The sequence below is a fragment of the Rhizobium sp. TRM96647 genome (assembly GCF_025780115.1).
Lineage (GTDB): Bacteria > Pseudomonadota > Alphaproteobacteria > Rhizobiales > Rhizobiaceae > Mycoplana.
Genome location: NZ_JAOXHF010000005.1, coordinates 327,884 through 353,937, shown reverse-complemented (window position 1 = coordinate 353,937; position 26,054 = coordinate 327,884). Strand labels below are relative to the sequence as shown.

The 26,054-nt window shown below is 67.0% G+C and carries 26 protein-coding genes; 15 read left to right on the top strand and 11 right to left on the bottom strand.

Going from position 1 to position 26,054, the window contains the following annotated elements:
• The first annotated feature begins 2 nt into the window (after positions 1-2).
• Genes ccoO through ccoS form a run of 6 tightly spaced genes read left to right on the top strand, consistent with a single transcriptional unit; the run spans position 3 to position 3,045 of the window.
• Positions 3-734: a cytochrome-c oxidase, cbb3-type subunit II gene (gene ccoO / locus OCK02_RS12215; RefSeq protein ID WP_263813290.1), complete on the top strand. Its 732-nt coding sequence runs from the start codon at positions 3-5 to the stop codon at positions 732-734.
• A 4-nt stretch (positions 735-738) separates the two neighbouring features.
• Positions 739-909, top strand: coding sequence for a cbb3-type cytochrome c oxidase subunit 3 (locus tag OCK02_RS12210; protein ID WP_263813289.1), 171 nt, complete (start codon positions 739-741; stop codon positions 907-909).
• Positions 900-1,802: a cytochrome-c oxidase, cbb3-type subunit III gene (gene ccoP / locus OCK02_RS12205; RefSeq protein WP_263813288.1), complete on the top strand. Its 903-nt coding sequence runs from the start codon at positions 900-902 to the stop codon at positions 1,800-1,802. Before OCK02_RS12210 ends, ccoP begins: the two co-directional genes overlap by 10 nt.
• Positions 1,799-1,987, top strand: coding sequence for a hypothetical protein (locus tag OCK02_RS12200; protein ID WP_230805019.1), 189 nt, complete (start codon positions 1,799-1,801; stop codon positions 1,985-1,987). Before ccoP ends, OCK02_RS12200 begins: the two co-directional genes overlap by 4 nt.
• Before the next feature lie 40 nt (positions 1,988-2,027).
• Positions 2,028-2,816, top strand: a complete 789-nt coding sequence (locus OCK02_RS12195; RefSeq protein ID WP_263813287.1) for a DUF2189 domain-containing protein — start codon at positions 2,028-2,030, stop codon at positions 2,814-2,816.
• A 46-nt stretch (positions 2,817-2,862) separates the two neighbouring features.
• Positions 2,863-3,045, top strand: coding sequence for a cbb3-type cytochrome oxidase assembly protein CcoS (gene ccoS, locus OCK02_RS12190; RefSeq protein WP_263813285.1), 183 nt, complete (start codon positions 2,863-2,865; stop codon positions 3,043-3,045).
• 34 nt (positions 3,046-3,079) lie between these two features.
• Here the strand turns inward: ccoS and OCK02_RS12185 are convergent, their stop codons facing one another.
• From OCK02_RS12185 to OCK02_RS12175, 3 genes are all read right to left on the bottom strand, one after another.
• Positions 3,080-3,736 (bottom strand): methionine ABC transporter permease, encoded by a 657-nt coding sequence (locus OCK02_RS12185; protein WP_230805013.1) that lies wholly within the window; start codon positions 3,734-3,736, stop codon positions 3,080-3,082.
• Positions 3,717-4,823: a methionine ABC transporter ATP-binding protein gene (locus OCK02_RS12180; protein ID WP_263813284.1), complete on the bottom strand. Its 1,107-nt coding sequence runs from the start codon at positions 4,821-4,823 to the stop codon at positions 3,717-3,719. The genes OCK02_RS12185 and OCK02_RS12180 overlap by 20 nt, the downstream gene beginning before the upstream one ends.
• 87 nt (positions 4,824-4,910) lie before the next feature.
• A complete protein-coding gene (locus OCK02_RS12175) occupies positions 4,911-5,762 on the bottom strand; it encodes a MetQ/NlpA family lipoprotein (RefSeq protein ID WP_263813283.1) in 852 nt (283 codons plus the stop codon).
• Positions 5,763-6,146: 384 nt separating this feature from the next.
• On the opposite strand from OCK02_RS12175, the gene OCK02_RS12170 reads away from it, so the two are divergent.
• On the top strand, positions 6,147-7,940 hold the full coding sequence (locus tag OCK02_RS12170) for an ABC transporter ATP-binding protein/permease (protein ID WP_263813282.1): 1,794 nt from the start codon (positions 6,147-6,149) through the stop codon (positions 7,938-7,940).
• Positions 7,941-7,966: 26 nt separating this feature from the next.
• Here the strand turns inward: OCK02_RS12170 and OCK02_RS12165 are convergent, their stop codons facing one another.
• The gene (locus OCK02_RS12165; RefSeq protein WP_230805005.1) at positions 7,967-8,428 is read right to left on the bottom strand and encodes an Lrp/AsnC family transcriptional regulator; all 462 of its coding nucleotides are present in this window, start codon (positions 8,426-8,428) and stop codon (positions 7,967-7,969) included.
• A gap of 124 nt (positions 8,429-8,552) precedes the next feature.
• On the opposite strand from OCK02_RS12165, the gene alr reads away from it, so the two are divergent.
• Genes alr through OCK02_RS12150 form a run of 3 tightly spaced genes read left to right on the top strand, consistent with a single transcriptional unit; the run spans position 8,553 to position 11,474 of the window.
• Positions 8,553-9,689 (top strand): alanine racemase, encoded by a 1,137-nt coding sequence (alr, locus tag OCK02_RS12160; protein WP_263813281.1) that lies wholly within the window; start codon positions 8,553-8,555, stop codon positions 9,687-9,689.
• Between the two features lie 47 nt (positions 9,690-9,736).
• Positions 9,737-10,987 carry a D-amino acid dehydrogenase gene (locus tag OCK02_RS12155; RefSeq protein WP_263813280.1) on the top strand — a complete coding sequence of 417 codons (1,251 nt, stop codon included), beginning with the start codon at positions 9,737-9,739 and terminating at the stop codon, positions 10,985-10,987.
• Between the two features lie 40 nt (positions 10,988-11,027).
• Complete coding sequence (locus OCK02_RS12150) at positions 11,028-11,474, top strand: hypothetical protein (protein ID WP_263813279.1); 447 nt, start codon at positions 11,028-11,030, stop codon at positions 11,472-11,474.
• A gap of 305 nt (positions 11,475-11,779) precedes the next feature.
• Here the strand turns inward: OCK02_RS12150 and OCK02_RS12145 are convergent, their stop codons facing one another.
• Genes OCK02_RS12145 through OCK02_RS12135 form a run of 3 tightly spaced genes read right to left on the bottom strand, consistent with a single transcriptional unit; the run spans position 11,780 to position 13,866 of the window.
• Complete coding sequence (locus tag OCK02_RS12145; RefSeq protein WP_263813278.1) at positions 11,780-12,496, bottom strand: DUF6065 family protein; 717 nt, start codon at positions 12,494-12,496, stop codon at positions 11,780-11,782.
• A 48-nt stretch (positions 12,497-12,544) separates the two neighbouring features.
• A complete protein-coding gene (locus tag OCK02_RS12140; protein WP_263813277.1) occupies positions 12,545-13,294 on the bottom strand; it encodes a hypothetical protein in 750 nt (249 codons plus the stop codon).
• A 29-nt stretch (positions 13,295-13,323) separates the two neighbouring features.
• Positions 13,324-13,866 (bottom strand): RNA polymerase sigma factor, encoded by a 543-nt coding sequence (locus OCK02_RS12135; RefSeq protein ID WP_263813276.1) that lies wholly within the window; start codon positions 13,864-13,866, stop codon positions 13,324-13,326.
• Between the two features lie 105 nt (positions 13,867-13,971).
• On the opposite strand from OCK02_RS12135, the gene OCK02_RS12130 reads away from it, so the two are divergent.
• Positions 13,972-15,366: a S8 family serine peptidase gene (locus tag OCK02_RS12130; RefSeq protein ID WP_263813275.1), complete on the top strand. Its 1,395-nt coding sequence runs from the start codon at positions 13,972-13,974 to the stop codon at positions 15,364-15,366.
• A gap of 95 nt (positions 15,367-15,461) precedes the next feature.
• Here the strand turns inward: OCK02_RS12130 and OCK02_RS12125 are convergent, their stop codons facing one another.
• Complete coding sequence (locus OCK02_RS12125) at positions 15,462-18,656, bottom strand: efflux RND transporter permease subunit (protein ID WP_263813274.1); 3,195 nt, start codon at positions 18,654-18,656, stop codon at positions 15,462-15,464.
• Positions 18,657-18,659: 3 nt separating this feature from the next.
• Complete coding sequence (locus tag OCK02_RS12120; RefSeq protein ID WP_412178813.1) at positions 18,660-19,778, bottom strand: efflux RND transporter periplasmic adaptor subunit; 1,119 nt, start codon at positions 19,776-19,778, stop codon at positions 18,660-18,662.
• A gap of 231 nt (positions 19,779-20,009) precedes the next feature.
• On the opposite strand from OCK02_RS12120, the gene OCK02_RS12115 reads away from it, so the two are divergent.
• Together OCK02_RS12115 and lhgO are read left to right on the top strand one after the other, a co-directional pair.
• Complete coding sequence (locus OCK02_RS12115; RefSeq protein WP_412178821.1) at positions 20,010-20,366, top strand: YbaN family protein; 357 nt, start codon at positions 20,010-20,012, stop codon at positions 20,364-20,366.
• Between the two features lie 94 nt (positions 20,367-20,460).
• Complete coding sequence (gene lhgO / locus OCK02_RS12110) at positions 20,461-21,648, top strand: L-2-hydroxyglutarate oxidase (RefSeq protein WP_263813272.1); 1,188 nt, start codon at positions 20,461-20,463, stop codon at positions 21,646-21,648.
• Here lhgO and OCK02_RS12105 read toward each other — a convergent pair whose 3' ends face one another.
• Together OCK02_RS12105 and OCK02_RS12100 are read right to left on the bottom strand one after the other, a co-directional pair.
• Positions 21,649-23,598 (bottom strand): pyrroloquinoline quinone-dependent dehydrogenase, encoded by a 1,950-nt coding sequence (locus OCK02_RS12105; protein WP_263813271.1) that lies wholly within the window; start codon positions 23,596-23,598, stop codon positions 21,649-21,651.
• A gap of 29 nt (positions 23,599-23,627) precedes the next feature.
• Positions 23,628-23,990: a hypothetical protein gene (locus tag OCK02_RS12100; RefSeq protein ID WP_263813270.1), complete on the bottom strand. Its 363-nt coding sequence runs from the start codon at positions 23,988-23,990 to the stop codon at positions 23,628-23,630.
• A 257-nt stretch (positions 23,991-24,247) separates the two neighbouring features.
• On the opposite strand from OCK02_RS12100, the gene OCK02_RS12095 reads away from it, so the two are divergent.
• Complete coding sequence (locus tag OCK02_RS12095; RefSeq protein ID WP_412178820.1) at positions 24,248-25,414, top strand: calcium:proton antiporter; 1,167 nt, start codon at positions 24,248-24,250, stop codon at positions 25,412-25,414.
• A 48-nt stretch (positions 25,415-25,462) separates the two neighbouring features.
• Positions 25,463-26,053 carry a DedA family protein gene (locus tag OCK02_RS12090; RefSeq protein ID WP_263813269.1) on the top strand — a complete coding sequence of 197 codons (591 nt, stop codon included), beginning with the start codon at positions 25,463-25,465 and terminating at the stop codon, positions 26,051-26,053.
• Position 26,054 lies beyond the last annotated feature (1 nt).

Here is a 26,054-nt window from a genome sequence, read left to right as displayed (position 1 = left end):
CGATGTTCAATTTCCACTACCGGCTCGAACGCAATGCCATGGGCCTCGTGGCCGCAATCATCGTCGTCGCCTCCATCGGCGGCCTGATCGAGATCGCGCCGCTGTTCACCATCGACGAGACGGTGGAGGACGCGCCCGACATGCGCGTCTACACCCCGCTCGAGCTCGCCGGCCGCAACATCTACATCCGCGAGGGCTGCTATGCCTGTCATTCGCAGATGATCCGCACCCTGCGCGACGAGGTCGAGCGCTACGGCCCCTATTCGCTGGCGGTCGAATCCAAGTACGACCACCCGATGCTCTGGGGCTCCAAGCGCACCGGGCCCGATATCGCCCGCCTCGGCGGGAAATATTCCAACGAATGGCATGTCGCCCATCTCTACAATCCCCGCGACCTCGTGCCGGAATCGAAGATGCCCGCCTATCGCTGGCTGCTGCGCAACGCGCTCAAGATCGACGACCTCGGCGAGCATCTGGCGGCGATGCGGGCCGTCGGCGTGCCCTATACCGACGAGATGATCGCCAACGCCACCGCCGACGCCTACGGGCAGGCCAATCCCGACAGCGGCCAGGCCTCCGGGGTGACCGAGCGATACGGCGATGCGACCAATCTCAGCCTGTTCGACGGAAAGCCGGGCACGCTCACCGAGATGGATGCCATCGTCGCCTACCTGCAGATCCTCGGAAAGCTGACGGATGCGGCAAAGCAGGCCGAACAGGCCAGGGTGGAGTAGCGCCATGTTCGATCACGACACCATCGTCGGCTTCTCCAAGTCCTTCGGACTTCTCTATCTCGTCGCCATGTCGATCGGCGTGGTGATCTATGCCTTCTGGCCGGCGAACAAAAAGCAGTTCGACCGGGCAGCGGAATCAGTCGTATCGGACGATGAGGACCGGCCATGGCTGTAGGCGAACGCGACCCCGTCACCGGGCACATGACGACCGGCCACGAGTGGAACGGCATCAAGGAACTGCACACGCCGGTTCCCAGGCCCGTCTGGTTCTTCCTGATCGCGTTCACGCTCTTCGGCGTGGTCTGGTCGCTGCTGATGCCGAGCTGGCCCTACGGCACCGGCTATTTCGGCGGCTGGCTGGGGATCGACCAGAAGCAGACCGTGGCGAAGCGCCTGGACGAGGGCGTGGCCGAGCGCGCGGCCTGGGCGGCGCGCATCGAGAGCGAAGACTATTCGGCCATCCTTGCCGACGCGGACCTGATGCCGATCGTGCGCGAGACCGGCCACACGCTGTTCGGCGACAATTGCGCCGCCTGCCATGGCGTCGGCGGCGGCGGCAACGGCGGCTACCCGAACATCGTCGCCGCCCCCACCCTGTGGGGAGACGACCCGGCGACCATCGCCGAGACCATCCGCGTCGGCATCAACGGCGCCGATCCGGAAACGCGCGTCTCGCAGATGATGGCCTTCGGGCGCGACCAGGTGCTGGAACGGCCGGCGATCCTGCAACTCGTCACCTATGTCCGCTCGCTGTCCGGGCTGGAGGAACAGACAGAGGCGAACACGGCGGCGATCGAGGCCGGCCGCGAACTGTTCGCGCAGAACTGCGCCGCCTGCCACGGCGAGGATGCCAAGGGGTTGAAGGAGGTTGGCGCGCCGGATCTGACCGACCATTTCTGGATCTACGGTTCCGGCCGCGAGGCGGTCTACCAGTCGGTCTATGGCGGCCGGCAGGGCCATATGCCGAGCTGGGGGCTGCGCCTGTCGCCGCTCGACATCAAGATCCTGGCGCTCTACGTGGCCGACCTGAGGGAGCAGCAGCATGCCGCTGGTGGCGACGGAACATGAGTGCGCCGGCCTTGCGGCCGCGCACGGTGGCGCTTGCGCTCGCGGGTGCGGCCGTCGCGCTGCTGCTCGTCGCCAACGCCCACCTCGTCTATGTCGCGGTGCTCTCCCAGCCCGATTGCGTGCCGCACCTGAAGACGGAAGCGCACGCCGCCGGCACCTATCGCGCCGCCCGCTCGTCATGCTGAAGACGATCGCCCGATCAGGGCCTTGCAGGAGGAAGTTGACATGAGGATGCCACAAACCGTTCCTCCGCTGGCAAGGGCCGTCGACCGCAACCGCAATCTGCCCGCGTCCCGCGCCTTCGCCTGGCTGGCGCAGGGCTGGCGGGACCTGTGGACCCAGCCGCTGCCGAGCCTGATCTACGGGCTGGGCGCGGCGGCCGTGTCGATCATCATCGTCGGCGGCCTCTATTATTTCGGCTACGACTATGCGCTCTTCCCAGCGCTGGCCGGCTTCTTCGTCGTCGGCCCGGTCCTGGCCGCCGGGCTCTACGAAAAGAGCCGCCGGCTCGAGGAGGGCCTGCCCGTCTCGTTGTCGGTGATGATCCGCCCGAAGCCCGGCACCGGCCAGCACGTGCTCTTCGTCGGCGCCGTCCTGTGCGGGCTGATGCTCCTGTGGATGCGCGCGGCGGTGATCCTCTATGCGCTGTTCGTCGGCTGGCAGCCGTTCCAGGGGCTCGACCATGTGGTGCCCATGCTGTTCGGCAGCACGATGGGCCTTGCCCTGCTCGGCTTCGGCACGGCGGTCGGCGCCCTCTTCGCCGCCTTTGCCTTCGCCATCAGCGTCTTCGGCGTGCCCATGGTCGTCGACCGGGACGTCGACGCCTTCACCGCCATGGGCACCAGCATCTCGCTTGCCTGGAACAACCTGCCGGTCATGCTGACCTGGGGCGCCATCGTTCTGGTTCTGACGGCGGCGAGCCTGCTGACCGGCATGCTCGGCTTCGTCATCACCTTTCCGCTCCTCGGCCATGCCACCTGGCATGCCTACCAGGCGATCAAGGACCGGGATTGAGACGCCCACAGCGAGCGGCCGCCGCCCCCGCGCGAAAGGCAAGGACATGAGCGCCTTCTACTACCTGATCCCGGTTTCGCTGCTGCTCGGCACGGCCGGCCTTGCGCTGTTCCTCTGGTCGATGCGCAACAACCAGTACGAGGATCTGGACGGCGCCTCCGAACGCATCCTCTATGACGAGGACGTCCCCGCCCCGCCGCAGGGCAAGGGCACATCCGGCACACACTGACGCGCCGTATCCCTGCGGCGCCGGCAATCCTCGGTCAGTTCTTGTGATCCAGCCGCGCCACCAAAAGGTCCCCGACCCACTGGATGAGGCAGACAAGCACGATCAGCACGGCCACGACGGCCACCATCACCGTGGTCTCGAAGCGCTGGTAGCCGTAGCGGATCGCCAGGTCGCCGAGACCGCCCGCCCCGATCGCTCCCGCCATGGCGGACGCGCCGATTAGCGTGATCAGCGTCACGGTGAAACCGGCGACGAGGCTTGGCAACGCCTCCGGCACCAGCACCTCGCGGATGATCGTCCAGCGATTGCCGCCCATGGCGCGCACGGCCTCGATCAGGCCGCGATCGACTTCGCGCAGGGAGACCTCGGCGATCCGCGCAAAGTAGGGCGTCGCCGCGATCGCCAGCGGCACGATCGCCGCCCACATGCCGATCGCCGTGCCGACGATGAACCGCGTCACCGGGATCAGCGCCACCAGCAGGATGATGAACGGGACGGAGCGGAAGCCGTTGACGATCGCGCCGAGGACGAGGTTGACCGCCCGGTTTTCGGCGATCCCGCCCTTGGCGGTCGCCACCAGCGCCAGCCCCAGCGGCAGCCCGGCGACCAGCGAGATCGCGCCCGAGGCCACGGTCATGACGACCGTCTCCCAGAACGAGCGGATGAACAGCTCAAGCATGACCGGCGACATGGCCGAAGACCTCCACTTTGGCGCCGCGGCGCTCGAGATAGGCGATGGCCTGCGCAGCAGTGCCGGCCGTGGACGGGATACCGATGAAGAACCGCGCGACCGGCTGGCCCTGGATATCGTCGATGCCGCCATGGATCAGCCGGAAGCCGCCCGAAAGTTCGGACGACAGCCCGGACAGCAGCGTGGCCGCCTCCGGCCCCGAAAGATCGACGCCGAGGATCGTCTCGCCGGCACCCGTCTCGCCGGTATCGCCACCGGCCGGCCCGGGCAAGAGCCGTGTTGCGACGGACTGCGGCAGCCCCGGCCGGACGCCGGCCAGGAGGTTCTGCGTCGTTTCCGTCTGCGGATCGGCGAAGACCGACCACACCGGCCCCTCCTCCACGATCACCCCGGCATCGATGACCGCGACCCGGTCGGCGATCGTGCGGATCACCTCCATTTCGTGGGTGATGAGCAGGATGGTGAGCCCCAGCCTGGCGTTGATATCCTTCAGAAGCTCCAGGATCGACGCCGTCGTCTCCGGGTCGAGCGCCGAGGTCGCCTCGTCGGAGAGCAGCAATGCCGGGCCGGCTGCGAGCGCGCGGGCAATGCCGACGCGCTGCTTCTGGCCGCCGGAAAGCGCTGCCGGATAGCTCTTCGCCTTGCCGGAAAGGCCCACCAGGTCGAGAAGCTCGGCCGCCCGCGCCAGCCGCTTCTCCCGGTTCCAGCCCCCGATCTTCAGCGGCAGGGCGACGTTCTCCTCGACCGTCTTGGCCGACAACAGGTTGAAATGCTGGAAGATCATGCCGATGCGGCGGCGCACCGGCTGCAGCTCCGGCTCGCTCAGGCCGGTGATCTCGCGCCCCTCGATCCTGATCGAGCCGCTGTCCGGCCGCTCCAGCCCGTTCAGGCAACGGATCAGCGTCGACTTGCCGGCACCGCTGCGGCCGATCAGGCCGAGAATCTCGCCCTTGCGCACCGTCAGCGATACGCCGTCGATCGCCGGGGTCTCGCCGAAATGCCGGCGCACGTCGGTCAGCTGGACGACGGCTTCCTGGCCGTTGCCGCTCTCTGCCGACGAACCGGCCGACAGGGTCTGGGAAGACATAGATATTCCTTTCTGCCATCCGCATGGCACGACGGCCCGCGGGCGGGCCGCAGGCCGTCGGATGTTCAACCGCAAGGGCGGTTCAGGTCAATAAGCGGCGGTACCGGTGCCCTTGTAGACGCGGTCGAATTCCGCCTTGACCGTATCGTTCTGGTAGGAGGAGACGAGCGTCTTCACCCACGGCGCGCTCTGGTCGGCCTCGCGCACGGCGATGAAGTTGCGGTAGGGATTGTCCGCGATCTTCTCCTGGGCGATGCGGTTCTCCACCGTCAGGCCGCTCTTCAGCGCCCAGTCGGTGTTGACGACGGCGGCATCGAGATCATCCACCGAGCGGCCGACGATGCCCGCATCGAGTTCCTTGATCTCGACCTTCTTCGGGTTCTCGGCAATGTCGGCGATCGTCGCCAGGATGCCCGCCCCGTCCCTGAGCTTGATCACGCCCTGGTCCTGCAGGACCAGCAGCGCGCGGCCCTCGTTGGACGGATCGTTCGGCACGCCGATGACGGCGCCCTCGCCGATGTCGGCGACGCTGGCGAGCTTCTTGGAATAGACGCCGATCGGCCAGACGGCGGTGTAGCCGGCGACAACGATCTTGTATCCGTGCGCCTGGATCTGGTTCTCCAGATACGGCCCGTGCTGGAAGGCGTTGGCGTCGATCTCGCCGCGCTCAAGCGCCTCGTTCGGCTGGGTATAGTCGTTGAAGGTGACGACCTCGACGGTCAGCCCCTTCTTCCCGGCCTCGGCGGCCACGACACGCCAGATGTCCTCGTCTTCGCCGCTCATGATGCCGACCTTGACCGTCGTCTTGTCCTCGGCGGACGCCGGCCCCGGCATCGCCGACGAAAGCAAGACTGCCGCCGTGGCGGCGAGGAGCGCCGACAGCCCGGCGCGGCGGGTGACGTGAAGACGATCGAGGGCTTGGGAGAGGACGTTGGTCATGAGCTTCCTGCTTTCGCTGGTGGTGCGGGCCGTTGGGAGGATCGCCCGCTTGTTTCGCCTTCGTTAGATCGCAAATGCCCACACATAAGGCAACGTCCGGTCGTTTCTTAGGCAGATGGCCTGCGGAAATAGCTTTCGCCCGGAAGTGATTTCAAGGGAATTTTCCACCATTCCGGTGGATTTCGTGGATGCGGCCCGCATGAAAGGCCAACGCACGGGCCGTCGCCCTCGCCCCATCACAAGTCACAACGATGCGTCATCACAAGTCAGAACGATGCGTCCAGCCGGCCTTGCCGTTTGCCGTCGACGGTGTTCCAGTATCCGAACCGCCCCTTCCTCGCAGGCGAGTCTGGGCGGCGTGCCCCTGCAAGGAAGGAATGCAAGATGGCCAGTGTCACCGCACGGAACGGCAGCGCCACCCCGCCGGTGGCGGAAGAAAGCCTCTGGAAGCAGCTGGCGGTGATCAGGCGCATCTTCCACGCCTCGCCCGTCTTCAAGACATTGCTCATCATCTCCGCCGGCAGCTTCCTCGTGGTCGTCTTTACCGCCCTCGGCCAGATCGTCCTCAACCAGTGGAACCAGCCCTTCTATGATGCCATCGAACGACGCAATCTCGATGCCTTCTTCCACCAGCTCCAGATCTTCGCCGCCATTGCCGGCGGCATGCTGCTTCTCAACATATCCCAGCAATGGCTGAACCAGCGCTTCCGGCTGAAGCTGCGCGAAGGGCTGACCCGCGACCTGATCTGCGAATGGATGCTGCCGCGCCGCGCCTTCCGGCTGGCCAATGCCGGGGCGATCGGCGTCAATCCCGACCAGCGCATGCAGGAGGACGCCGGACACCTCGCCGACCTGACCACCGACCTCGCCTTCGGCCTGCTGCAGTCGTCGATCCTTCTCGTCTCCTTCGTCGGCGTCCTGTGGTCGCTCTCGGAAGGTTTCGCGTTTCACATCGGCGGCCGGGTCTTCGACATTCCCGGCTACATGGTATGGGCGGCCATCATCTATGCCGGCTCCGCCTCCTGGCTCAGCTGGCGCGTCGGCCGCCCGCTGATCGCGCTCAACAGCGAGCGCTACAATCGCGAGGCCGCCCTGCGCTTCACCATGATGCGGGTGAACGAGCACATCGATTCCATCTCGCTGGGGGGCGGGGAGACCGGCGAGCGGCAGAAGCTGGAAAACGACCTCGGCTCCGTGCTCACGGCGATGCGCAACATCTTCCGGGCGCAGATCAACCTCTCCTGGGTGGTCGACAGCTATGGCTGGGTCACGGTGGTGGCGCCGATCCTCGTCGCCGCACCCGTCTATTTCTCGGGGCACATCAGCTTCGGCGGACTGATGATGGCGGTGGGCGCCTTCAACCAGGTGCATTCGTCGCTGCGCTGGTTCGTCGCCAATATCGGCGCAATCACCGACTGGCGCGCAACCCTGCACCGCGTCACCGCCTTCCGCAGCGCCCTTCTGGAGACCGACGCGCTGAACGAGGCGGAGGGCCACATCGAGTTCGTCCTCAACGACGCCAACCACATGACCATCGACCGGCTCGACGTCGTCTCGCCCAGCGGGCGCACGCGGCTGGAGGAGCCGCACGTCGAGATCAAGGCCGGCGAACGGGTCGTGATCACCGCCGATCCGGGCATCGGCAAGACGCTGCTGTTCCGTGCGATGGCGGGGCTCTGGCCGCTCGGCAGCGGTCGGGTCGGCCTGCCGAAGGACCAATCGATCACCTTCCTGCCGCGCACGCCCTACATGCCGCCGGGCAAGCTCAGGGAAGTCCTGTCCTACCCCCACGGCAACACCTTCAGCGACGAGGACCTGGCCGACGCGCTTTCCAGGGTCGGGCTGCAGCGCATGGTGCCGATGCTCGATACCGAGGCCCGCTGGGACAGGGAACTGAGCGACGACGACGAGCGCCTGCTGGCCTTTGCCCGCATCCTGCTGCACCGGCCGCGCTGGATCGTGATGGACGAGGTGCTGGAGGCGATGGAGCCGCAATGCCTTCGCCGCGTGCTCGCCATTCTCCAGGACGATCTGGAGGACGCGACCGTGATCAGCATCGGTCGCCCGGTCCCGGAACGAAACCTGTTCTCCCGCAGGCTGCAATTGATCAAGGATACGAGGCCCGCCGAACGGCTGGCGGCGCGGCCCGACAAGAGCCTGGAGGGCACCACGGCCTGAACGCCGCCTGCGCCTCCCCCGTCGCCTCAGCGCGGCGGCAGGCGCGTCGACAGGATGTTGCGGATGGAAAAGCTCGAATGGATGCGCAGGACCCCCGGCAGCTTCGCCAGGATCTCCTTGTGGATCCTCTCGAATTCGCCTGCACTTTCCACCTCCACCCGCAGCAGATAGTCCGATCCGCCGGTCATCAGATAGCACTCCTGGATTTCCGGGTGCCGGCGCACCGCATTCTCGAAGCGGTTCAGGTGTTCCTCCGTCTGCCGCTCCAGCGTGATGTTGATGATCACCGCGATCGGGCTCTCGCCTTCCGCGCTGCTGATCAGCGCCGTATAGCCGCGGATCACGCCCGATTGTTCCAGCAGCCCGATGCGCCGCAGGCAGGCAGAGGGCGACAGCCCCACCTCCTGCGCCAGCTTCGCATTGGTGATGCGCGCGTCCAGCCGCAAGAGCCGGATGATGTTGCGGTCGATCGCGTCCAGGCCCTTCATGCAGTTTCTCTCAATCGTTCGGATAAAATTCGATAAAATGGCCAGAATTGAAATATCAGAGCGACAATTCGAAGAAAAGTGCCCGATCGTTTCAATAGCCTCAGGAGGAAGCTGGAGCAGGGCCGTGAACACACATTCCATCGCAACCATCAATCGCGCCATCGAGGCCCTCGGCCGGGACGGCGCTCCGGGCACCCTGTCGATCGACCTCGATGCCCTGCGGGAGAACTATCGCTACCTTTGCGCCCGCACCGCCCCGGTGCCGGTCGCAACCGTCGTCAAGGCGAACGCCTACGGCCTCGACGTCGCCCGCGTCGCGCCGGTGCTCCGCAATGCCGGCTGCCGCGACTTCTTCGTTGCCCATGTCGCAGAGGCGCACCGGCTCCGGCAATTCGTCGACGGCGCCCGCATCTTCGTCCTCAACGGCCTGCAGCCCGGCGCCGAGGAAGGCTGCGCCGATGCCGGGATCGTCCCGGTCCTCAATTCCCTCGAACAGGCCCGCAACTGGGCGCAGACGGCAGCGATGCGCGGCCATAGCCTGCCCGCCGTCCTACAGGTCGACACCGGCATGTCGCGGCTCGGCCTGCCGCCGGAAGAGGCGTCAGCGCTTGCCGCCGACGACGCCCTGCGCGACCGCCTCGACCTTCTGTTTCTGATGAGCCACCTTGCCAGCGGCGACGCGTCCGGGGACGTCCAGAACAGCGACCAGCTCGCCGCCATGAGGCAGGCTTCCGCCCTCTTCCCCGGCCTTCCGCTCTGCTTCGCCAATTCCGGCGGCGTCTTCCTCGGCGTCGATTTCCACGGGGCGCTGGCGCGCTCCGGCATCGCCCTCTATGGCGGCATGCCGACGGATGCGATCGACAACCCCATGAAGCCGGTGGTGCGGCTCGACGTGCGCGTGATCCAGACCCGCACCGTGCCCGCCGGCACCCGCGTCGGCTATGGCGGCGCGCATGTGACGACGGAAGAGACCCGGCTTGCGACGATCGCCGCCGGCTATGCCGACGGCCTGCCGCGCAGCCTCGGGCACAGGGGAGCGGCCTATTTCGACGGCGTTCGCCTGCCGATCGTCGGGCGCGTGTCGATGGACAGCGTCACCCTCGACATCGGCGCCCTGCCCGCCGGCACGCTGAAGCTCGGAAGCCTGGTGGAACTGATCGGCCCGCACCAGACGCTGGAGGCGATCGCCGCCGACGCCGGCACCATCTCCTACGAGATCCTCACCTCGCTCGGCGATCGCTATCACCGCGACTATCGCTGACATCGCATCCGCATTCCGCACACGCATCCGCATCTGATGGGGCAAGCATGAAGATCACCATTCTCGGCGCCGGTGTCATCGGCGTGACCTCCGCCTATTATCTCGCAAGAGCCGGCCACGAGGTGACCGTCCTCGAGCGCCAGCCCGGGCCGGCGCTGGAGACGAGCTTTGCCAATGCCGGCGAAATCTCGCCGGGCTATGCCTCGCCCTGGGCGGCCCCCGGCATCCCGCAGAAGGCGGTCAAGTGGCTGTTCATGAAGCACGCGCCGCTGATCATCCGGCCGATGGCGGATGCCGCCACCTGGCGCTGGATGATGGCGATGCTCGCAAACTGCACGAGCGCGCGCTATGCGACCAACAAGGGCCGGATGGTGCGGCTTGCCGAATACAGCCGCGACTGCCTGATCGCGCTCAGGCAGGAGACCGGCATCGCCTATGACCACCGCACACAGGGCACGCTGCAGCTGTTCCGCACGCAGAAGCAGCTCGACGGCATCGGCAAGGACGTCGAGGTGTTGCGCGCCGACGGCGTGCCCTACGAGGTGCTGGATCCCACCGGCTGCGTCAAGGCCGAGCCGGGGCTTGCCGGGGTGAAAGAGAAGATCGTCGGCGGCCTGCGGCTCCCCAACGACGAGACCGGCGACTGCTTCAAGTTCACCAACAGCCTGCAGGACCATGCCGAAGCCCTCGGCGTCACCTTCCGCTACGGCGTCGACATCCGCGGCCTGAAGCGCACCGGCGACCGGATCACCGGCGTCGTGACCGCCGACGGTTTCGTCCAGTCCGACCTTTTCGTCGTGGCGCTCGGCAGCTACACGCCGGCGATGCTGAAACCACTCGGGCTGACGGCGCCGATCTATCCGGTCAAGGGCTACTCGATCACCGTGCCGATCGTCGACGAGAGCCGCGCCCCCGTCTCCACCATCATGGACGAGACCTACAAGATCGCCATCACGAGGCTCGGCGACCGCATCCGCGTCGGCGGCATGGCCGAGATCGCCGGCTTCAGCGACGACCTGCCGCAGGCTCGCCGCGCCACGCTTGCGCATTCCGTCGAGGATCTCTTCGGCGGCGCCGGCGACCAGTCCAAGGCCACCTTCTGGTCCGGCCTGCGGCCGATGACGCCCGACGGCACTCCGATCATCGGCGCCACCCGCTTCCCGAACCTCTACGTCAATTCCGGCCACGGCACCCTCGGCTGGACCATGGCCTGCGGCTCCGGCCGCGTGCTCGCCGACCTCATTAGCGGCCGCGAGCCGGACATCGAGACGTCCGACCTCGGGCTTTCCCGATACTGAGGGCAAGCAGCGGCCGCGGCCGTCCGGCCAGGACGGCGCGGTGACCGGCACCGCGAGACCGCCCCCCGCGCCCGACAGCGTGGGAGACGGCAGGGCAACCCTCCCGGGCTGCCAGGCAGGCGACCACCGTCAATCGTCGCTCGACGAATTCGACGAAGAGTTCGAGCTCGAATTGCTCGAGGAGTTCGACGAACTGTTCGAGTTCGAATTGCTGGAGGAGTTGGAAGAACGGTTCGAACTCGAATTGCTCGAAGAGTTGGACGAGCGGTTGGAGCTGGAATTGCTCGAGGAATTCGAGCTCTTGTTGGAGCTGGAATTGGAGTTCGAGTTCGAACTCGAATTGGAGTTCGAATTCGAGCTGGAGTTCGAACTCTTGTTGGAGTTGGAGTTGGAATTCGAGTTGCGTGACGAGTTCGAGGAACTGTTGCTGTCGCGCCGCGAGTTCCAGCCGCTCTTGCGATCGTCGTCGCGATCGCCTCTCGCATAGGTGGCCTTGTTGTTGCGGGTGATCCTCTCGAGGAAACGGGCGACCGGATCATCGGCAACCGCGGATACTGGCGCGGCGGTACCGACCAGCAGAAACGCACTCAATACGGCAATCAGCTTCTTCATGTCTTTACTCCATCGTCTTCAGCAGCCCTTTCGGCTGCCATGGAGAAACGTGCGCCGCCGGAAACTATTCCCAACAAATACAAATATTTTCAATTAGTTACGACAAGAACCCGAGACAAACGGGTTCGTCGCCGCTGCGCGTGGCAGCGGCGAGCGGAGGCGCAGGCCGAAGGCATCCTTTCAGCGCTGGGCGCGGGCGAACCTGCGGTACCAGCCGTCCGCGGCGAGCGTCTTCCGGAAGATGTTCTGGCGGACCGCGCCTTCCTCCTCGGTCTCGGTGCGGATCTCGCCCGCCAGATCGGTCGTCTCCCGCCGGAACGGGATGACCTGGACGATGGGCGTGCCCCGTTCCAGCACGTGCAGGCCGTCCTCGCCGGTGGCGAAGAAGGGGAAATGGATCTCCGACTGATAGGTATCGGTGTCGACGATGCCGGCGACGACCTCGAAAATCCCGTTGGGGCGGTTGAGCGGCGGCACGAACAGGCAGCTCCAGCCGGGCGGGGTGCGGATCGTCCAGAAATTGTGGAACTTGCACGGCGGCAGCGGTTCGCGCGGATTGCCGGCGACCTGATGGGAGGCATGGTTGCTGACCAGCGTCCGGTCAAGATCCCAGCCGCAATCCACCTGCCTGCCGCCGTCCGAAATCTCCATGCGCACGGTCCCGGCCAGGCCGATCACCCAACCGGCGGCCATGGCGTCGAGAAACGGCATGCAGCGCTTGACAGTCAGCCCGCTGTTGGTGGGCGACACCTGCTGCTCGGTCACGGCAGGCAGCTTGCGGAACCAGTCGGGCAGCGCCGTCTTGGCGCGCACCGGCAGCGGGATCACCCCTTCGTCTTCCTTGCGGCAGAGAAAGGTCAGTTTGGGTTGCGTCTTCCGCAGGAGCGTGAGTGCCATCGCTGTTCTCCTCTTGGCTTCATCGAGAAGAACGTGGTCGCGATCGGACTATTCCCCGTCTCCGGCAATATTTTTGGCATCGCCGGAAAGGGCCGCGCGTTCCTCGTCCGCAGACAGGGGCGCGCCGGCGTGGATCGACGCGAGATAGGCATCGATCGTCTCCTGCGACGACGCCGGCACATAGCCGTCGGCGGGCTGCTGCGACGTCAGCGCAAGTTGCGGCAGCCACGCGCCGTCCCGCCGGCAGGCGATGGTGAGCGTGCTGTTTCCCCGGTCGGTCAACTGGTACTCGCGGCAGAGTTCGCCGCGCTCGTCGCGAAACGTCGACACCACGTGCAGCACGGCGTCGCTGCCGAGCGGCACGTCCATGCCGGACGCCTGGCTGTCGAGTGCGGCGGCGAGGTCCTGGTGCGCATCCGGGGCGGCGTTGTCCGTGCTGCGGCCGATGGCGAACCCGGCCACGCCGGCAACGACGGCGACAAGGCCCGCAGCGACCTGCATGAACCATCTCTGCGGTTCCGGTCGCCTCCGTTGCGGATGCAGGGCAACCACATTGTCCGGCGCACCGGTTTGTTCGTCCGGGCCGGCTCCGCCCTCCGCACGCGCGACCATGCGCGCCACGGCTTCAGCCAGACGCGGGGGAACCTCGTCGTCGATCAGCGGCTTCAGTGCATCGGCGACCGTGCGGCGGGAATCAAGGAAAACCGCTAGACGGGCCGCCAGGCCATCGTCTGCCGCAAGCGCCGTCTCCAGTTGTGCACTCGTCGCCTCGTCCAGTTCGCCATCGGCGAACGCCATCAAGGTCTCGTCGTCGAAGTCCTCTCTCGTCATGCCATGCCGCCTTTCGTACCGGACGAACGTTCGTCGCCGGCATCTATTCCCGTCAGCCGGGCAAGATTTTTCCGCGCCCGGGCAAGCCGGCTCATGACCGTGCCGATCGGGATCGAGAGCACGTCGGCCGTCTCGCGGTAGCTGAGGTCCTCCACGCACACCAGCACCAGGACTTCCCGCTGCTCCTCCGGCAGCTTCATCAGCGCCGCCGTCACCTCGAGCAGATCCAGGCGCGCATGGGATACGACCTGCCCGTCCGGCCCGAGAATATCGCCCGCCTCGTCCAGTTCCTGGTGCGGACCCGCCGTCTTCGCGCGCCTGAGGTGGTCGATCCAGAGATTGCGCAGGATCCGGAACATCCAGGCATCGAAGCGGCTTTCGGGGGAGAAACTGCCGGCCGAGCGGATCGCGCGTTCGCAGGCGGCCTGGACCAGATCGTCCGCAAGCTCGGGCGAACGGCAAAGCGAGATCGCAAACCGCCTGAGATTGGGCAGGAAAGCGACCAGCCTTTGCGGCACTGTACGCGTGTCGTCAATCATGCGAAACCTTTGCCACGGCGGGGAATAACCTGTCGAGTCAAACGTCTGGAAAGGACAGACGCCCGGGATGCGGGCTCCCACGACCTTCTGCATCGGAGATTGAACGTGCTGCAGCTCTTCACATGCCATACCAGGCTTTCCCTGGTGCTCTGCCTCGGCCTCGCCGTGGTCGTTGCGACGCCGCCGCTTCAGGAGACCGGTCTTGTCGCAGGCACATCCGTTGCGATGGCCGATGACGACGACGGCGGGGACGACGACGGCGGCAGCCGGGGATCCGGCGGATACGGGAGCCGCAGCGGTGGCGATCGCGACATGATCCGGCGTGTGAACCCGTCATTCCGCTGGCCCTGGCAACGGGCGAAACGCGAACCGGCGCGCCGCGCTCCGGTCCGCCGTCAGGCGGAACTTCCCTCCCGCGCGCCCAACGAGATCGTGGCCATCGGCCTGGATGACGCGTCGATCTCCAGCCTGGAGCAGGAGGGCTACGTCGTCGACAGCCGCACCGGGATCGCCCTGACCGGCAGCGAGATGGTCCGGCTTATCGTGCCGCGGGGCGTCACGCTCGATGCCGCCCGTCAGGCGGTCACCGCGAGGAGTGCGTCGGCCGCGGTGGATTTCAACCACTACTATCAGCCCCAGTCGCTCGTCAGCCCCCCGTGCGTTGACTGCAGGCTGATGCGTGACATGGTCGGCTGGCCGGCGGCCGGGGAGGAGCGCACCGGCACCTGCCCGGCATTGCCGCGCATCGGGCTCGTCGATACGGCGATCAATGCCGACCACTCCGCCTTTGCGGACGGCCGGCTGGAGGTGCTGCGGCTCGACGACGCGGAGCGGCCGAAATCGGGCGAACAGCATGGAACGGCCGTCGCCGCCCTTCTCGTCGGCGGCGCGGGCAGCCGCGTGCCCGGCCTCCTGCCGGCGTCGGAACTGGTCGCCGTGGACGCCTTCCAGCGGTTCCGCAAGACGGCCGACATCGCCAATGTCTTCGATCTCGTCCGGGCGCTGGATCTTCTGCTCGCACGCGACATCAGGGTCATCAACCTCAGCCTGTCGGGACCGCCCAACCTGCTTCTGGAAAAGGCAGTGCAGGCCGCGATCGAAAAGGACGCGATCCTGGTGGCGGCCGCCGGAAACAAGGGGCCGAACGCCAAGCCGGTCTATCCGGCCGCCTATCCGGGCGTCATTGCCGTCACTGCCGTCGACAGTGCGCGAAAGCCCTACCGCCGCGCCGTTCGCGGCGAGCATATCGACATCGCGGCGCCGGGGGTCGGCGTCTGGACGGCGGCATCGGTGTCCGGGGTGCGCCAGAAGAGCGGGACCTCCTTCGCAGCGCCTTTCGTGACCGCCGCAGCCGCCGTCCTGCTCGCCGCCAGACCCGACCTGACGCTACCCGAGCTCGAAGCGGAACTGGCGAATTCGGCCGAAGATATCGGCACGCCGGGCAAGGACGCCACCTATGGCTGGGGACTGCTGAACGTCAGGACGCTTTGCAGCCGGTAGCGCCGTGGAGCCGGCGCCACGACCGGCGCTGACAGGATGATCGCCGCTCGGTCTTTCCCTCCACCTGACCGCCCGGATCGAGCCGGGTGCGGCCGCTACTGCGCGGCCTGTTCGCCTTCGGGCGGCGTCGGGTGTTCCCTCGCCTCGGCCGCCTGAGCCCGCGCGCCGCCGATGCCGGCGAAGCGGTGGGCGCGTTCGCGCAGCCACTGGAAGGTGACGTAGAGGGCGGGGATCAGGAAGATGCCGACCAGCGAGGCGGCCAGCATGCCGCCGGCAACACCGGTACCGACGGCCCGGCGGCTGAGCATGCCCGCCCCCGTCGCCGTCACCAGCGGGATCAGCCCGACGATGAAGGCGAAGCTCGTCATCATCACCGCGCGGAAGCGGGCGCGCGCGCCGTCGATCGCCGCGTTAACGATGGTCTCGCCCTTCTCCCGCCGGAACTTCGCGAATTCGACGATCAGGATCGCGTTCTTCGAGGCGAGCGCGATGAGAACGACGAGGCCGATCTGCGCGTAGATGTCGAAGGACAGCCCCGTCACGAGGATCGAGACCAGCGCGCCGAGGACGCCGACGACGACCGACAGCAGAACCGGCACCGGGATCGTCCAGCTCTCGTAGAGCGCCACGAGGAAGAGATAGGCGAAGAGCACGGCGAGTGCCAGGATCACCGGCGTCTTGCCGGCCGCTTCCAGTTCCTGCAGCGCCGTGCCGGTCCACTCGAAGCTGTAGCCTGCCGGCAGCGTCGCCGCCGAGATGGCTTCCATCGCTGCGATCGCCTGCCCGGAGGAAACGCCCGGCGCCGGCTGGCCGTTCAGCGTGATCGAGCGGTAGTTGTTGTAGCGCACGATCGACTGCGGGCCGACGATGTAGTCGACGCTGGCGACCGAGGCCACCGGCACCATATCGCCCGAGGCATTGCGCACATGCAGGCGGTTGATGTCGTTGACCGAGCGCCGGTCGGCCTGCGCGGCCTGCATCGTCACCCGCCAGCTGCGGCCGTAGAGGTTGAAGTCGTTGATGTAGTAGGAACCGAGCGTTCCCTGCAGCGTGGCGAACAGGTCGCTGACCGAGACGCCGAGCGCCTGCAGCCGGTCGCGATCGAGGTTGAGGTAGAGCTGCGGCGCCGTCGCCGAATAGGTGGTGAAGGTCGGCCCCAGGAGCGGGTTCTGGTTGGCGGCGATGATCAGTCCGCCCGCCGTCGCGGCAAGCTCGGCCGGCGGCCGCCCCTGCAGGTCGAGAAGCTGGTATTCGAAGCCGGATCCGGTGCCGAGCCCCATGATCGGCGGCAGGTTGAAGGCGAAGATCTGCGCCTCGCGGATCGCCGACCCCTTCATCATGGTCGTCTTGACGGCAGCGTCGACCGAGGCCGCAGCCGAGGTCCGCTCGGCAAACGGCTTCATGGTGACGACGGCAAAGCCGCTGTTAGACTTGGCGAGACCGTCGAGGAAGCTGTAGCCGGTGACCGTGATAACGTCGGCGACGCCTTCGATCTCCGACAGCATTCCCTCGACCCGCTTGACCACCGCGTCCGTGCGGTTGAAGGACGCCCCTTCCGGGAGCCGGATCTCGGTGAAATAGGCGCCCTGGTCCTCGGCCGGCAGGAAGCCGGTCGGCACGACGCGGAACAGCCAGCCGGCAGACGCCGCGGCGACCGCCAGAAGCACCAGTCCGATGACGACCCGCCGGGCGACATGGCCGGCGACGAAGGCATAGCCGTCCCGGCCCTTGTCGATGCCGCGCGAGATATAGCCGAGGATGCCGCGCTTCGGCCCGTGGTGTGGCTTGAGCAGGATGGCGCAGAGCGCCGGGCTCAGTGTCAGGGCGTTGATCGCCGACAGCACCATCGACACCGAGACGGCGACGGCGAACTGCTGGAACAGTTGCCCGCTGAGGCCGGGGATGAAGGCGACGGGCACGAAGACCGAGAGCAGCACCAGCGTGATGGCGACGATCGCGCCGGTAATCTCGCCCATGGCGAGCCGGGCCGCTTCCGCCGCCCCCATGCCGGGGTTCTCCTCCATCACCCGCTCGACGTTCTCGACGACCACGATCGCGTCGTCGACGACGATGCCAATCGCCAGCACCAGCGCCAGCAGCGAGACGGTGTTGAGCGAAAAGCCGAGCGCCAGGATGACGGCGAAGGTGCCGATCAGGGCGACAGGAACGGCGATCAGCGGGATCAGCGCCGCCCGCCAGCTGCCGAGGAACAGGAACACGACGATGATGACGAGCACGAAGGCCTCGATCAGCGTGTGCTCGACGTTCTCGACGCTCGCCTCGACGAACTGGCCGGTGTCGTAGGACACCGAATAGGTCAGCCCTTCCGGAAAATTGTGCGACAGCCGCTCCATCGCCTCGTTGACGCCGCGCGCGGCCGCCAGCGCATTGGCCCCGGGCGCCTGGTAGGTGCCGATCATCGCCACCGGCCGGCCGTTGAAGCGCGCACTCGAATCGGCGCTCGCCGCACCGAGTTGCACATCGGCCACGTCGCGCACGCGCACGAACGAACCGTCCGCCTCGGCGCGCAGCACGATGTCCATGAACTGCGACGGATCGGTCAGGCGTCCCTGGGTCTGCAGATTCAGCTGGAACAGCGGGTCGTCGGTCATCGGCTGGGCGCCGATCCGGCCGATCGCGGCCTGGACGTTCTGCGCCCTGAGTGCCGCAATGACGTCCGTCGGCGTCAGCTTCAGGCTCGTCAGGCGGTCGACGTTGAGGACGATCCGCATCGAATAGTCCTCGGCGCCGAACAGCGACGCGTCGCCGACGCCGGGAACGCGCTTGATCGTGTCGAGCACGTTGATGGTCGCGTAGTTCGACAGGAAGAGGTTGTCGAAGTCCTTCCCCTCCTCGCCGTAGATCGTGATCACCTGCATCAGCGCCGAGGATTTCTTGCGCACGCTGACGCCGGACTGCTGCACTTCCGAAGGCAGGCCGGCCTCTGCGAGCGATACCCGGTTCTGCACGTTGACGGTGGCGATATCGGGATCGGTGCCGACGGCGAAGGTGACGGTGAGGTTGTAGGACCCGTCCGCGCCGCTGGTGGATTTCATGTAGATCATGTCGTCGACGCCGACGACCTTGCTCTCGATCGGCTGGGCCACCGTCGCCTCGACGACGTCGGCGCCGGCACCCGAATAGCTCGCCGTGACGCTGACCTGCGGCGGAACGATGTCGGGGAACTGCGCCACCGGCAGCTGCGTCATCGCGATCAGGCCGGCAAGCGTCAGGACGATGGAAATGACCGCGGCGAAGCGCGGGCGATCGATGAAGATTTCAGAGATCATCGCTCAGCCACCCGCTGCCGGAGCCGCATCCACCACCATTCCCGGCCGGACCTTGCCGATGCCGTCGGTGATGACCCTGTCTCCTTCCTTCAGCCCGGAGACCACGACCGACTGCCCGCGCGAGGACCGCGCGATGTCGACCCGCCGGAGCTCGACCTTGGAATCGGCGCCGACCAGCATCACGAAGGCGCCCTGCTGGTCGCGCTGCACCGCCTGCTGCGGGACCACCAGGACGTCCTGCTCGTTGGATTGCTCCAGCTCGACGCGCACCAGCGTGCCGTCGAGCAGGAGACCGTCGGAATTGGCGAATTCGGCCCGCACCGTCACGGTGTCCGTGCCCTGCGAGACATTGCTGGAAACGAAATCGATCGTCCCCTTTTCGGGATATTCCGTTCCGTTCGGCAGGACGATGCGGACATTGGCGCCGGCACTGATCTGGCCGGCGCGCACCTGCTCGCGATAGGTCATGTAGAGCGCGGTCGCGACCGAGAATTCGGCATAGATCGGGTCGAGACGCGTCAGCGTCGTGAGCGCGCCGGCCTCCGGCCCGACCAGCGCGCCGACATCCACCGTGGAAAGCCCCGCCACGCCGTCGAAGGGTGCGGTGATCTTCGTATAGGAGAGGTTCAGCGCCGCCTGCTCCCTGCTGCCGCTGAGCCGGACGAGGTCCGCCTCGGTCTTCTTCACCTGCGCATTGGCGATGTCGACCTGCGACTGCGGCACCGTATTGCTGGCCAGCAGCCGGTTGGAGCGGTTGAACTCGATCACCGCCAGGTCGCGTTGCGCCTCGGCGGCCTGAATCTGGCCATCGATCTCCTGCACCGCCGCCTGGTAGGAGCCGTCCTCGACCTCGTAAAGAACGGTTCCGGCCGTCACCTTCTGCCCTTCGGTGAAGTTTCGCTTTTCGAGAAACCCGGATACCCGGGCCCTGATGTCGACCTTCTGGATCGCCACCAGCCGTCCGGTGAGATCGACGCTCTCACGCAGGTCCATGATCTTGGCCGGCGCGACGACGACAGCCGGCGCCGGTGCCCCGGCGGGCGCCTGCGCCTGGGCGGCAGACAGCGCCATGCAGGAAAGACTGAGGAAAGCGATGCTCGTGGCAATTCCCGGAACTCGCATGCGACACCCTCCTGCACGACACGAACATGTTTTCCCGTTGCGGCGACAGACTAGTCACTGGCCGGCGACTTGGGAACCCATCCCCTTGTCCGCCCACACGTTTTCCGTGCACGGTCGCGAAACCGTCACGGGATGCGGCTTTCCTGCAACTGTCGGCTTTGCCGCAACCGTGGTATCAACGCCGCCGATCAGTCACCGACCCGGCCCCGCGGAAACCCGATGAAACAACCCCTGCGCATCCTCTGCCTCTGCCTCGGCTGGCTCATGGTCGCAGTCGGCGTCGTCGGCATCTTCCTGCCTCTGCTGCCGACCACGCCCTTCCTGCTGGTGGCCGCCGGTCTCTTCGCCCGCTCCTCGCCGCGATTCGAGACCTGGCTCCTGAACCACCGCGTCTTCGGCGACCCCATCCGCCGCTGGCGGGAGAACGGTGCGATCGCCCCACGCGCCAAGGCGATGGCGGTGGCCATGATCGCGGCCAGCTTCGCCGTGTTCCTCTATGTCCGCGCCCCCGCCGGATCGACGGCTGCGATCGTCGCCGCCTTCATGGCGCTCCCGGTCCTCTTCATCCTCACCCGCCCCAACGCCTGATCCGGTCCGTCGGCATCCGCCGAAGGGCGGCTCTCGCATGCGGCCGCGTTTCGGATATGCTGCCGTCACGGCGGACCGGAGGAACTGGCAGCACATGCAATACGACTACTGCGTCATCGGCGGCGGCATCGTCGGCCTGGCAACGGCGATGCGGCTTCTGCAGCGGCATCCGGGCGCGAGCCTTATTCTTCTCGAGAAGGAGGACGGCCTCGGTCGCCACCAGACCGGCCACAACAGCGGCGTGATCCATGCCGGCATCTACTATCCGCCCGGAAGCCTCAAGGCCGAGCTCTGCCGCAGGGGCGCCGAGGCGACGAAGGCGTTCTGCGGCGAGCACGGCATCCCCTTCGACGTCTGCGGCAAGCTCCTGGTCGCCACCAGCCCCCTGGAAGTCAAGCGGATGGAGGCGCTGTTCGAGCGCTCGAAATCGAATGCGATTGAGGTGAGACAGGTCGGCCAGGGCGAACTGCGCGAGCGCGAACCGGCCATCATCGGGCTCGGCGCCCTGCTCGTGCCCTCGACCGGCATCGTCGGCTACGGCGAGGTCTGCCGCGCGATGGGCCGCGTCATTGCGGCACTCGGCGGCGAGTTGCGCCTTTCCACGCGGGTCACCGCCATTTCCGAGGCCGTCGATGCCGTCACCATAGCCTCGGAAGGTTCGAGCTGGCAGGCGCGAAAGCTCGTCGTCTGCGCCGGCCTCCAGTCGGATCGGCTGGCGGTGCTCGCCGGCCTGCCGATCGACCACCGCATCGTCCCCTTCCGCGGCGAATACTACCGGCTGCCGGCCGAAAAGAACGGCATCGTCCGCCACCTGATCTATCCGATCCCCGATCCCGACCTGCCCTTCCTCGGGATCCACCTGACGCGGATGATCGACGGCAGCGTTACCGTCGGTCCGAACGCCGTCATCGGCTTTGCCCGCGAAGGCTATCCGCGCCTGTCGCTCGCCCCGAAGGACGTTGCCGACTACGTCGCCTTTCCGGGCTTCTGGAGGACGGTGCTGAAGAACCGGAAATCGGCCCTGTCGGAGCTGCGTAACTCGCTGTGGAAGCGCGGATACCTGGAGGAATGCCGAAAATACTGCCCCGGCCTGTCGCTCTCCGACCTGCTTCCCCATGCCGCCGGCATCCGCGCGCAGGCGGTCAGGCGCGACGGCACGCTGGTGCACGACTTCCTGTTTGCCGGCACCGACCGCATGCTGCACGTCTGCAACGCCCCCTCGCCGGCCGCGACCTCCGCCATCCCGATCGCCGACATGATCGTCGACCGGCTGTCGGCGTGATCAGTCGGGCAGGCTGAAGGCGACGATCTGGTCGCTGACCTTCGGCGTCAGGATCGAGTTTCCGCCCGCCGCCCAGACCACATATTGCTTGCCCTTGTATGCGTAGACCGCCGGCAGGGCGACGGCCGGCGCGTCCACCAGCGCCTTCCAGAGCACCTTGCCGGTCCTGATATCGAGCGCCCGGACGCGCGAATCCATCGAGGCGCCGATGAAGACCAGCCCGCTGGCGGTGATGACCGGTCCGCCGATGGTGATCGAGCCCCAGGATTCGGGCATGTAGAAGCCGAAGCGCTGCACCTGGCCGAAGGGAACGTCCCAGAGCTGGGCGCCGGTCTTCAGGTCATAGGCCGCGATCGAGCCATAGGGCGGCTTCCAGCAGGGCATGCCGAGCGGGTTGAGGAAGGTCAGGAGCTGGATGCCGTAGGGCGCGCCGCTCATCGGAAAGAAGCCGCCGGTCTCCGAGCCCGCCTTGGCGGCGGCGTCGTAGTCCGAGCGCGGGATCAGCTTGTAGATCTGGACGGCGCTCGAATAGTTCACGACGAAGATGCCGCTTCTCGGATCGACCGCCCCGCCGCCCCATTCGACGCCGCCGATCGTGCCGGGATAGACGAGCGAGCCTTCGAGGCTCGGCGGCGTGAACCGTCCCTCGTCGCGCAGCCGTGCCGCCGTCCGGCTGCAATAGCCGAAGCTGACCGCATCCGCGAGCGTGGAGACACCCGGCCAGGTATCAGCCACCACCGCCTCTGGCAGCGCGACATAGGGCTGGGTCGGGGCGACCTTCTCGCCGGGGATGGTCGAGGCCGGCACCGGCCGCTCCTCGATCGGATAGACGGGCTCGCCGGTCTCCCGGTTCAGCACGTAGAGGAAACCCTGCTTGGAGGTCTGCACCAGCGCCGGAATCGTCTGCCCGTCCTTCTGGATGTCGATGAGCGTCGGCGCGGAATTCGTGTCGAGGTCCCAGAGATCGTGATGGACGAGCTGGCGGGTCCAGACCACCTCGCCCGTCTCCGCCCGCAGCGCCGTCACTGAGGTCGCGAGCGGAACCGGCTCCAGCCGGTTGCCGCCGAAGAAATTGGGGCTCGGTGAACTGACCGGCAGGTAGAGCAGCCCCCGCTCGGTATCGACAGACATGCTCGCCCAGACGTTTCCGGTGCCGCTCTGCGCCGCTGCCGCAGGGGCCAGCGCATGGAACGTCCAGCGCAGGGCGCCGGTGCGGGCATCGAGCGCAAAGACGGTGCCGGGCGGCGCCTGTGCCTCGGCCCAGTCCTTGCCGGCCCAGCCGACGAACAGAAGATCGCCATGGACCGTCGGCGGCTGCAGGATCGACAGCGGCCACCTGGCGTTCTCGACGTTCCACTGGTCGATATCGACGATGCCGCCATTGCCGAAATCGGCGCAGGCCTTGCCGGTGTCGGCGTCGACCGCATGCAGCTTGGCGTCCATCGTGCCGATGTAGACGCGCTTCTGGCACGGCTGGTCGGCGACCGGCGACGCCGCCTGCCAGTAGGCGACGCCGCGGTTCTTCAGGTCGGGCTGCGTCAGCGCCTCCAGCACCGCCTTGCTCTCATAGGTCCATTTCACCCGGCCCGTGTCCGGCTCGAGCGCGAAGATGCGGTAGAACGGCGTGCCGAGGTAGAGCGTGTCGTTGACGAAGAGCGGCGTGGCCGACCACACCGTCGGCGGCGTGGCGGCGCCGGCCGCCGCACTGTCGGGGCGGATGTGAAACCCGCCGGGCGGCGGCCCACCGGAGGAGACGTCGCCGGTATGGACCTCCCAGGCGACCCTGAGATCGCCGACGTTCTTCGGCGTGATCTGCGTCAGCGGCGAATATTTCTGCGCCGCCAGGTCGCCGTTGAAGGTGGACCATGTGGCGTCCTGCGCTCGCGCCGCACCTCCGGCACAGGCGACGAGGACGGCCGACAAAGCGATCTGGCGTAGAAGCTGTCTCATGCACGGCACCGGGCTGGAGCTTCGGGAAATCAGGCGGAATAGGGATTTCTGCGCATTGCGAACATCGCCAGCCAGCCGATCAGGCAGACCGCCATCGCGATCAGGAGCGGCAGGGTGTCGAGGAGATAGGCGGCAAAGCCGGTACCGAGCACGCCGACGAGACAGCCGAAGATGAGAAAACCCCTCAGCCCCCGCCCGCCGGACCCGGCTGCCAGCACGAGCGCGGCAACGAGGATGATCGCCGAGGAGGCCACGACCAGAAGCGCGCCGGCCGTTCCCGTGACGCTGCTGTCCGGCTCCAGAAGGCTGACCGGCATGAGGTAGTTATAGATCGAGATCGCAAGACCCACTGCGGCTGCGATCGCGATCAGTCCTGCCCCTGCACGCCGCATAAGCTTCCCCCAAAGCCCGATGAGATCGGAAAATTACCATACTCGCCGCTGGCGGACCACCCCTTCACCGTGTATCCCTTTGGAGGGGCAATCGCGCCGCGAAGGTCGACCGGCCGGAGCGGGCGTGACGCGGCGCAGGCGGAGGTTGACCGCGCCGGACGGCCTCAGCAGAATGGCGCGCAACCCTGTCGCGGCAACCCTGTCACGGCAACCCTGTCACGAAGGACCGGCTGCTCGTCATGAGCGATCCCGACACCATGGACCCGGTCGACGCCGCCGTCCGCAAGGAGCGGGCAGGCATGGCCGGCCTTTTCCGCAGGGAGCGCGCCCTGCCCGTCGCGGCACTGACCACGCTGGCCTTCGCCGCCTATGGTGACCGCCTCTCCTCCGGCCTGGCCAACCCGGTCCTGCTGGCGGTGCTCTTCGCCTGGCTCTTCGGCGTCATCCTCACGGCCGCACTCTCGGTCGTCCGGCATGCCGACGAACTGGCCGAACGCCTGGGCGAGCCCTATGGCACGCTCATCCTGACGCTGACGATCACCGCGATCGAGGTCGTCGCCATCTCCGCCGTGATGTTCCACGGCGACAACAACCCGACGCTTGTGCGCGACACGCTCTTTGCCGTCGTCATGATCATCCTCAACGGCATGGTCGGCCTGTCGCTGCTCCTGGGCGCCTGGCGCCGGCCGCAACAGCGCCACAACCTGCAGGGCGCCAATGCCTATCTCGGCCTGATCGTGCCGCTGGCGACCTTGAGCCTGATCCTGCCGGAATACGAGCCGTCGCCGTCGGGCCCTGCGATCTCCGGCGCACACCAGGCCGTCCTCGTCGTCATGTCGATCGCCCTCTACGTCGCCTTCCTCGTGCTGCAGACAGGCCGGCACAAGCTCTTCTTCACCAACGGCCGCCAGTCGCACGCCGCCGGCCCCGCATCTGCCCCCGGGCCTGCCCCCGCGCACCGGTCCTCCGGTCAGCCGCTGATCCGGCACGCGGCACTTCTCTTCGCCTACATGGTGCCGGTCGTCTATCTGGTCGATCACCTGGCAAGACCGATCGACTACGTCATCGAGACCCTGCGCGCGCCGGTGGCGCTCGGCGGCGTCGTCATGGCCGTGCTGGTCGCCACGCCCGAGGCCATCAGCGCCGTGCGCGCGGCGGTCGCCGACCATCTGCAGCGCTCGGTCAACATCTTCCTGGGCTCGGTGCTCTCCACGATCGGGCTGACGGTGCCCGCCATGCTCGCGATCAGCCACCTCAGCGGTCATTCCATCGTGCTCGGCCTCGGCCGTGCAGAAACGGTCATGCTGGTGCTCACCCTCGCCGTCAGCATGATCACCTTCGCCAGCGGGCGCACCAACGTGATGCAGGGTTTCGTGCACCTGATGCTCTTCGTCACCTATCTGCTCCTGGTCGTCGAAGGATGACCGCGCGATGCACGCGCTGCACCTGATCCTCCCGCGGAGAACCGGAAATTGTCCATCGAAGTCCTGATCGAACGATACGGTGCGCTGGCCGTCTTTCTCGGCGCCGGACTGGAAGGCGAGACGGCGGTCATCCTCGGCGGCATCCTGGCGCACCGTGCTCTGCTGCCGTTCTGGTCGGTCGCGGTGGCGGCCACGCTCGGCTCCTTCCTCGCCGACCAGATCTTCTTCTTCGCCGGCCGCCACATGCGCTCCAACCGGTTCGTCGGCAGGATGCTGGCTAAGCCGGCCGTGGCCTCCGTCCAGCACCTTTTGGAGCGCCACCCGACCGGCTTCGTCTTCGCCTTCCGCTTCATCTACGGCCTGCGCACGATCAGCCCGATCGCAATCGGCACGACGCAGATCCCGACGGCGAAGTTCATGCTGCTGAATGCCATTGCCGCAGCCGTCTGGGGACCGCTGTTCACGGCGATCGGCTATTTCTTCGGCCAGGGCGTGGAGGAGCTGTTCGGGCGGTTGCCGCTACCGCACCATCTGGTGGCAGCAGTGATCGTCCCCTGTGCGCTGCTGCTGGCCCTCGGCCTCGTCTTCCGCCGGCGCATCGCCAGGCTGTATCATGGCATCGCCGGCCGACAGGCCTGAG

Excerpts from the sequence above, each read along its gene's own strand:
- OCK02_RS12185 (WP_230805013.1), bottom strand. The coding sequence starts at position 3,736 with ATGTCGCCGGTCATGCTTGAGCTGTTCATCCGCTCGTTCTGGGAGACG.
- OCK02_RS12105 (WP_263813271.1), bottom strand. The coding sequence starts at position 23,598 with ATGAGACAGCTTCTACGCCAGATCGCTTTGTCGGCCGTCCTCGTCGCC.
- OCK02_RS12180 (WP_263813284.1), bottom strand. The coding sequence starts at position 4,823 with ATGTCTTCCCAGACCCTGTCGGCCGGTTCGTCGGCAGAGAGCGGCAAC.
- OCK02_RS12165 (WP_230805005.1), bottom strand. The coding sequence starts at position 8,428 with ATGAAGGGCCTGGACGCGATCGACCGCAACATCATCCGGCTCTTGCGG.
- OCK02_RS12095 (WP_412178820.1), top strand. The coding sequence starts at position 24,248 with ATGGACCCGGTCGACGCCGCCGTCCGCAAGGAGCGGGCAGGCATGGCC.
- OCK02_RS12125 (WP_263813274.1), bottom strand. The coding sequence starts at position 18,656 with ATGATCTCTGAAATCTTCATCGATCGCCCGCGCTTCGCCGCGGTCATT.
- OCK02_RS12175 (WP_263813283.1), bottom strand. The coding sequence starts at position 5,762 with ATGACCAACGTCCTCTCCCAAGCCCTCGATCGTCTTCACGTCACCCGC.
- ccoO (WP_263813290.1), top strand. The coding sequence starts at position 3 with ATGTTCAATTTCCACTACCGGCTCGAACGCAATGCCATGGGCCTCGTG.
- OCK02_RS12120 (WP_412178813.1), bottom strand. The coding sequence starts at position 19,778 with ATGCGAGTTCCGGGAATTGCCACGAGCATCGCTTTCCTCAGTCTTTCC.
- OCK02_RS12100 (WP_263813270.1), bottom strand. The coding sequence starts at position 23,990 with ATGCGGCGTGCAGGGGCAGGACTGATCGCGATCGCAGCCGCAGTGGGT.
- ccoS (WP_263813285.1), top strand. The coding sequence starts at position 2,863 with ATGAGCGCCTTCTACTACCTGATCCCGGTTTCGCTGCTGCTCGGCACG.
- OCK02_RS12155 (WP_263813280.1), top strand. The coding sequence starts at position 9,737 with ATGAAGATCACCATTCTCGGCGCCGGTGTCATCGGCGTGACCTCCGCC.
- OCK02_RS12195 (WP_263813287.1), top strand. The coding sequence starts at position 2,028 with ATGAGGATGCCACAAACCGTTCCTCCGCTGGCAAGGGCCGTCGACCGC.
- OCK02_RS12135 (WP_263813276.1), bottom strand. The coding sequence starts at position 13,866 with ATGATTGACGACACGCGTACAGTGCCGCAAAGGCTGGTCGCTTTCCTG.
- OCK02_RS12140 (WP_263813277.1), bottom strand. The coding sequence starts at position 13,294 with ATGGCGTTCGCCGATGGCGAACTGGACGAGGCGACGAGTGCACAACTG.
- OCK02_RS12210 (WP_263813289.1), top strand. The coding sequence starts at position 739 with ATGTTCGATCACGACACCATCGTCGGCTTCTCCAAGTCCTTCGGACTT.
- OCK02_RS12170 (WP_263813282.1), top strand. The coding sequence starts at position 6,147 with ATGGCCAGTGTCACCGCACGGAACGGCAGCGCCACCCCGCCGGTGGCG.
- OCK02_RS12145 (WP_263813278.1), bottom strand. The coding sequence starts at position 12,496 with ATGGCACTCACGCTCCTGCGGAAGACGCAACCCAAACTGACCTTTCTC.
- OCK02_RS12200 (WP_230805019.1), top strand. The coding sequence starts at position 1,799 with ATGAGTGCGCCGGCCTTGCGGCCGCGCACGGTGGCGCTTGCGCTCGCG.
- ccoP (WP_263813288.1), top strand. The coding sequence starts at position 900 with ATGGCTGTAGGCGAACGCGACCCCGTCACCGGGCACATGACGACCGGC.
- lhgO (WP_263813272.1), top strand. The coding sequence starts at position 20,461 with ATGCAATACGACTACTGCGTCATCGGCGGCGGCATCGTCGGCCTGGCA.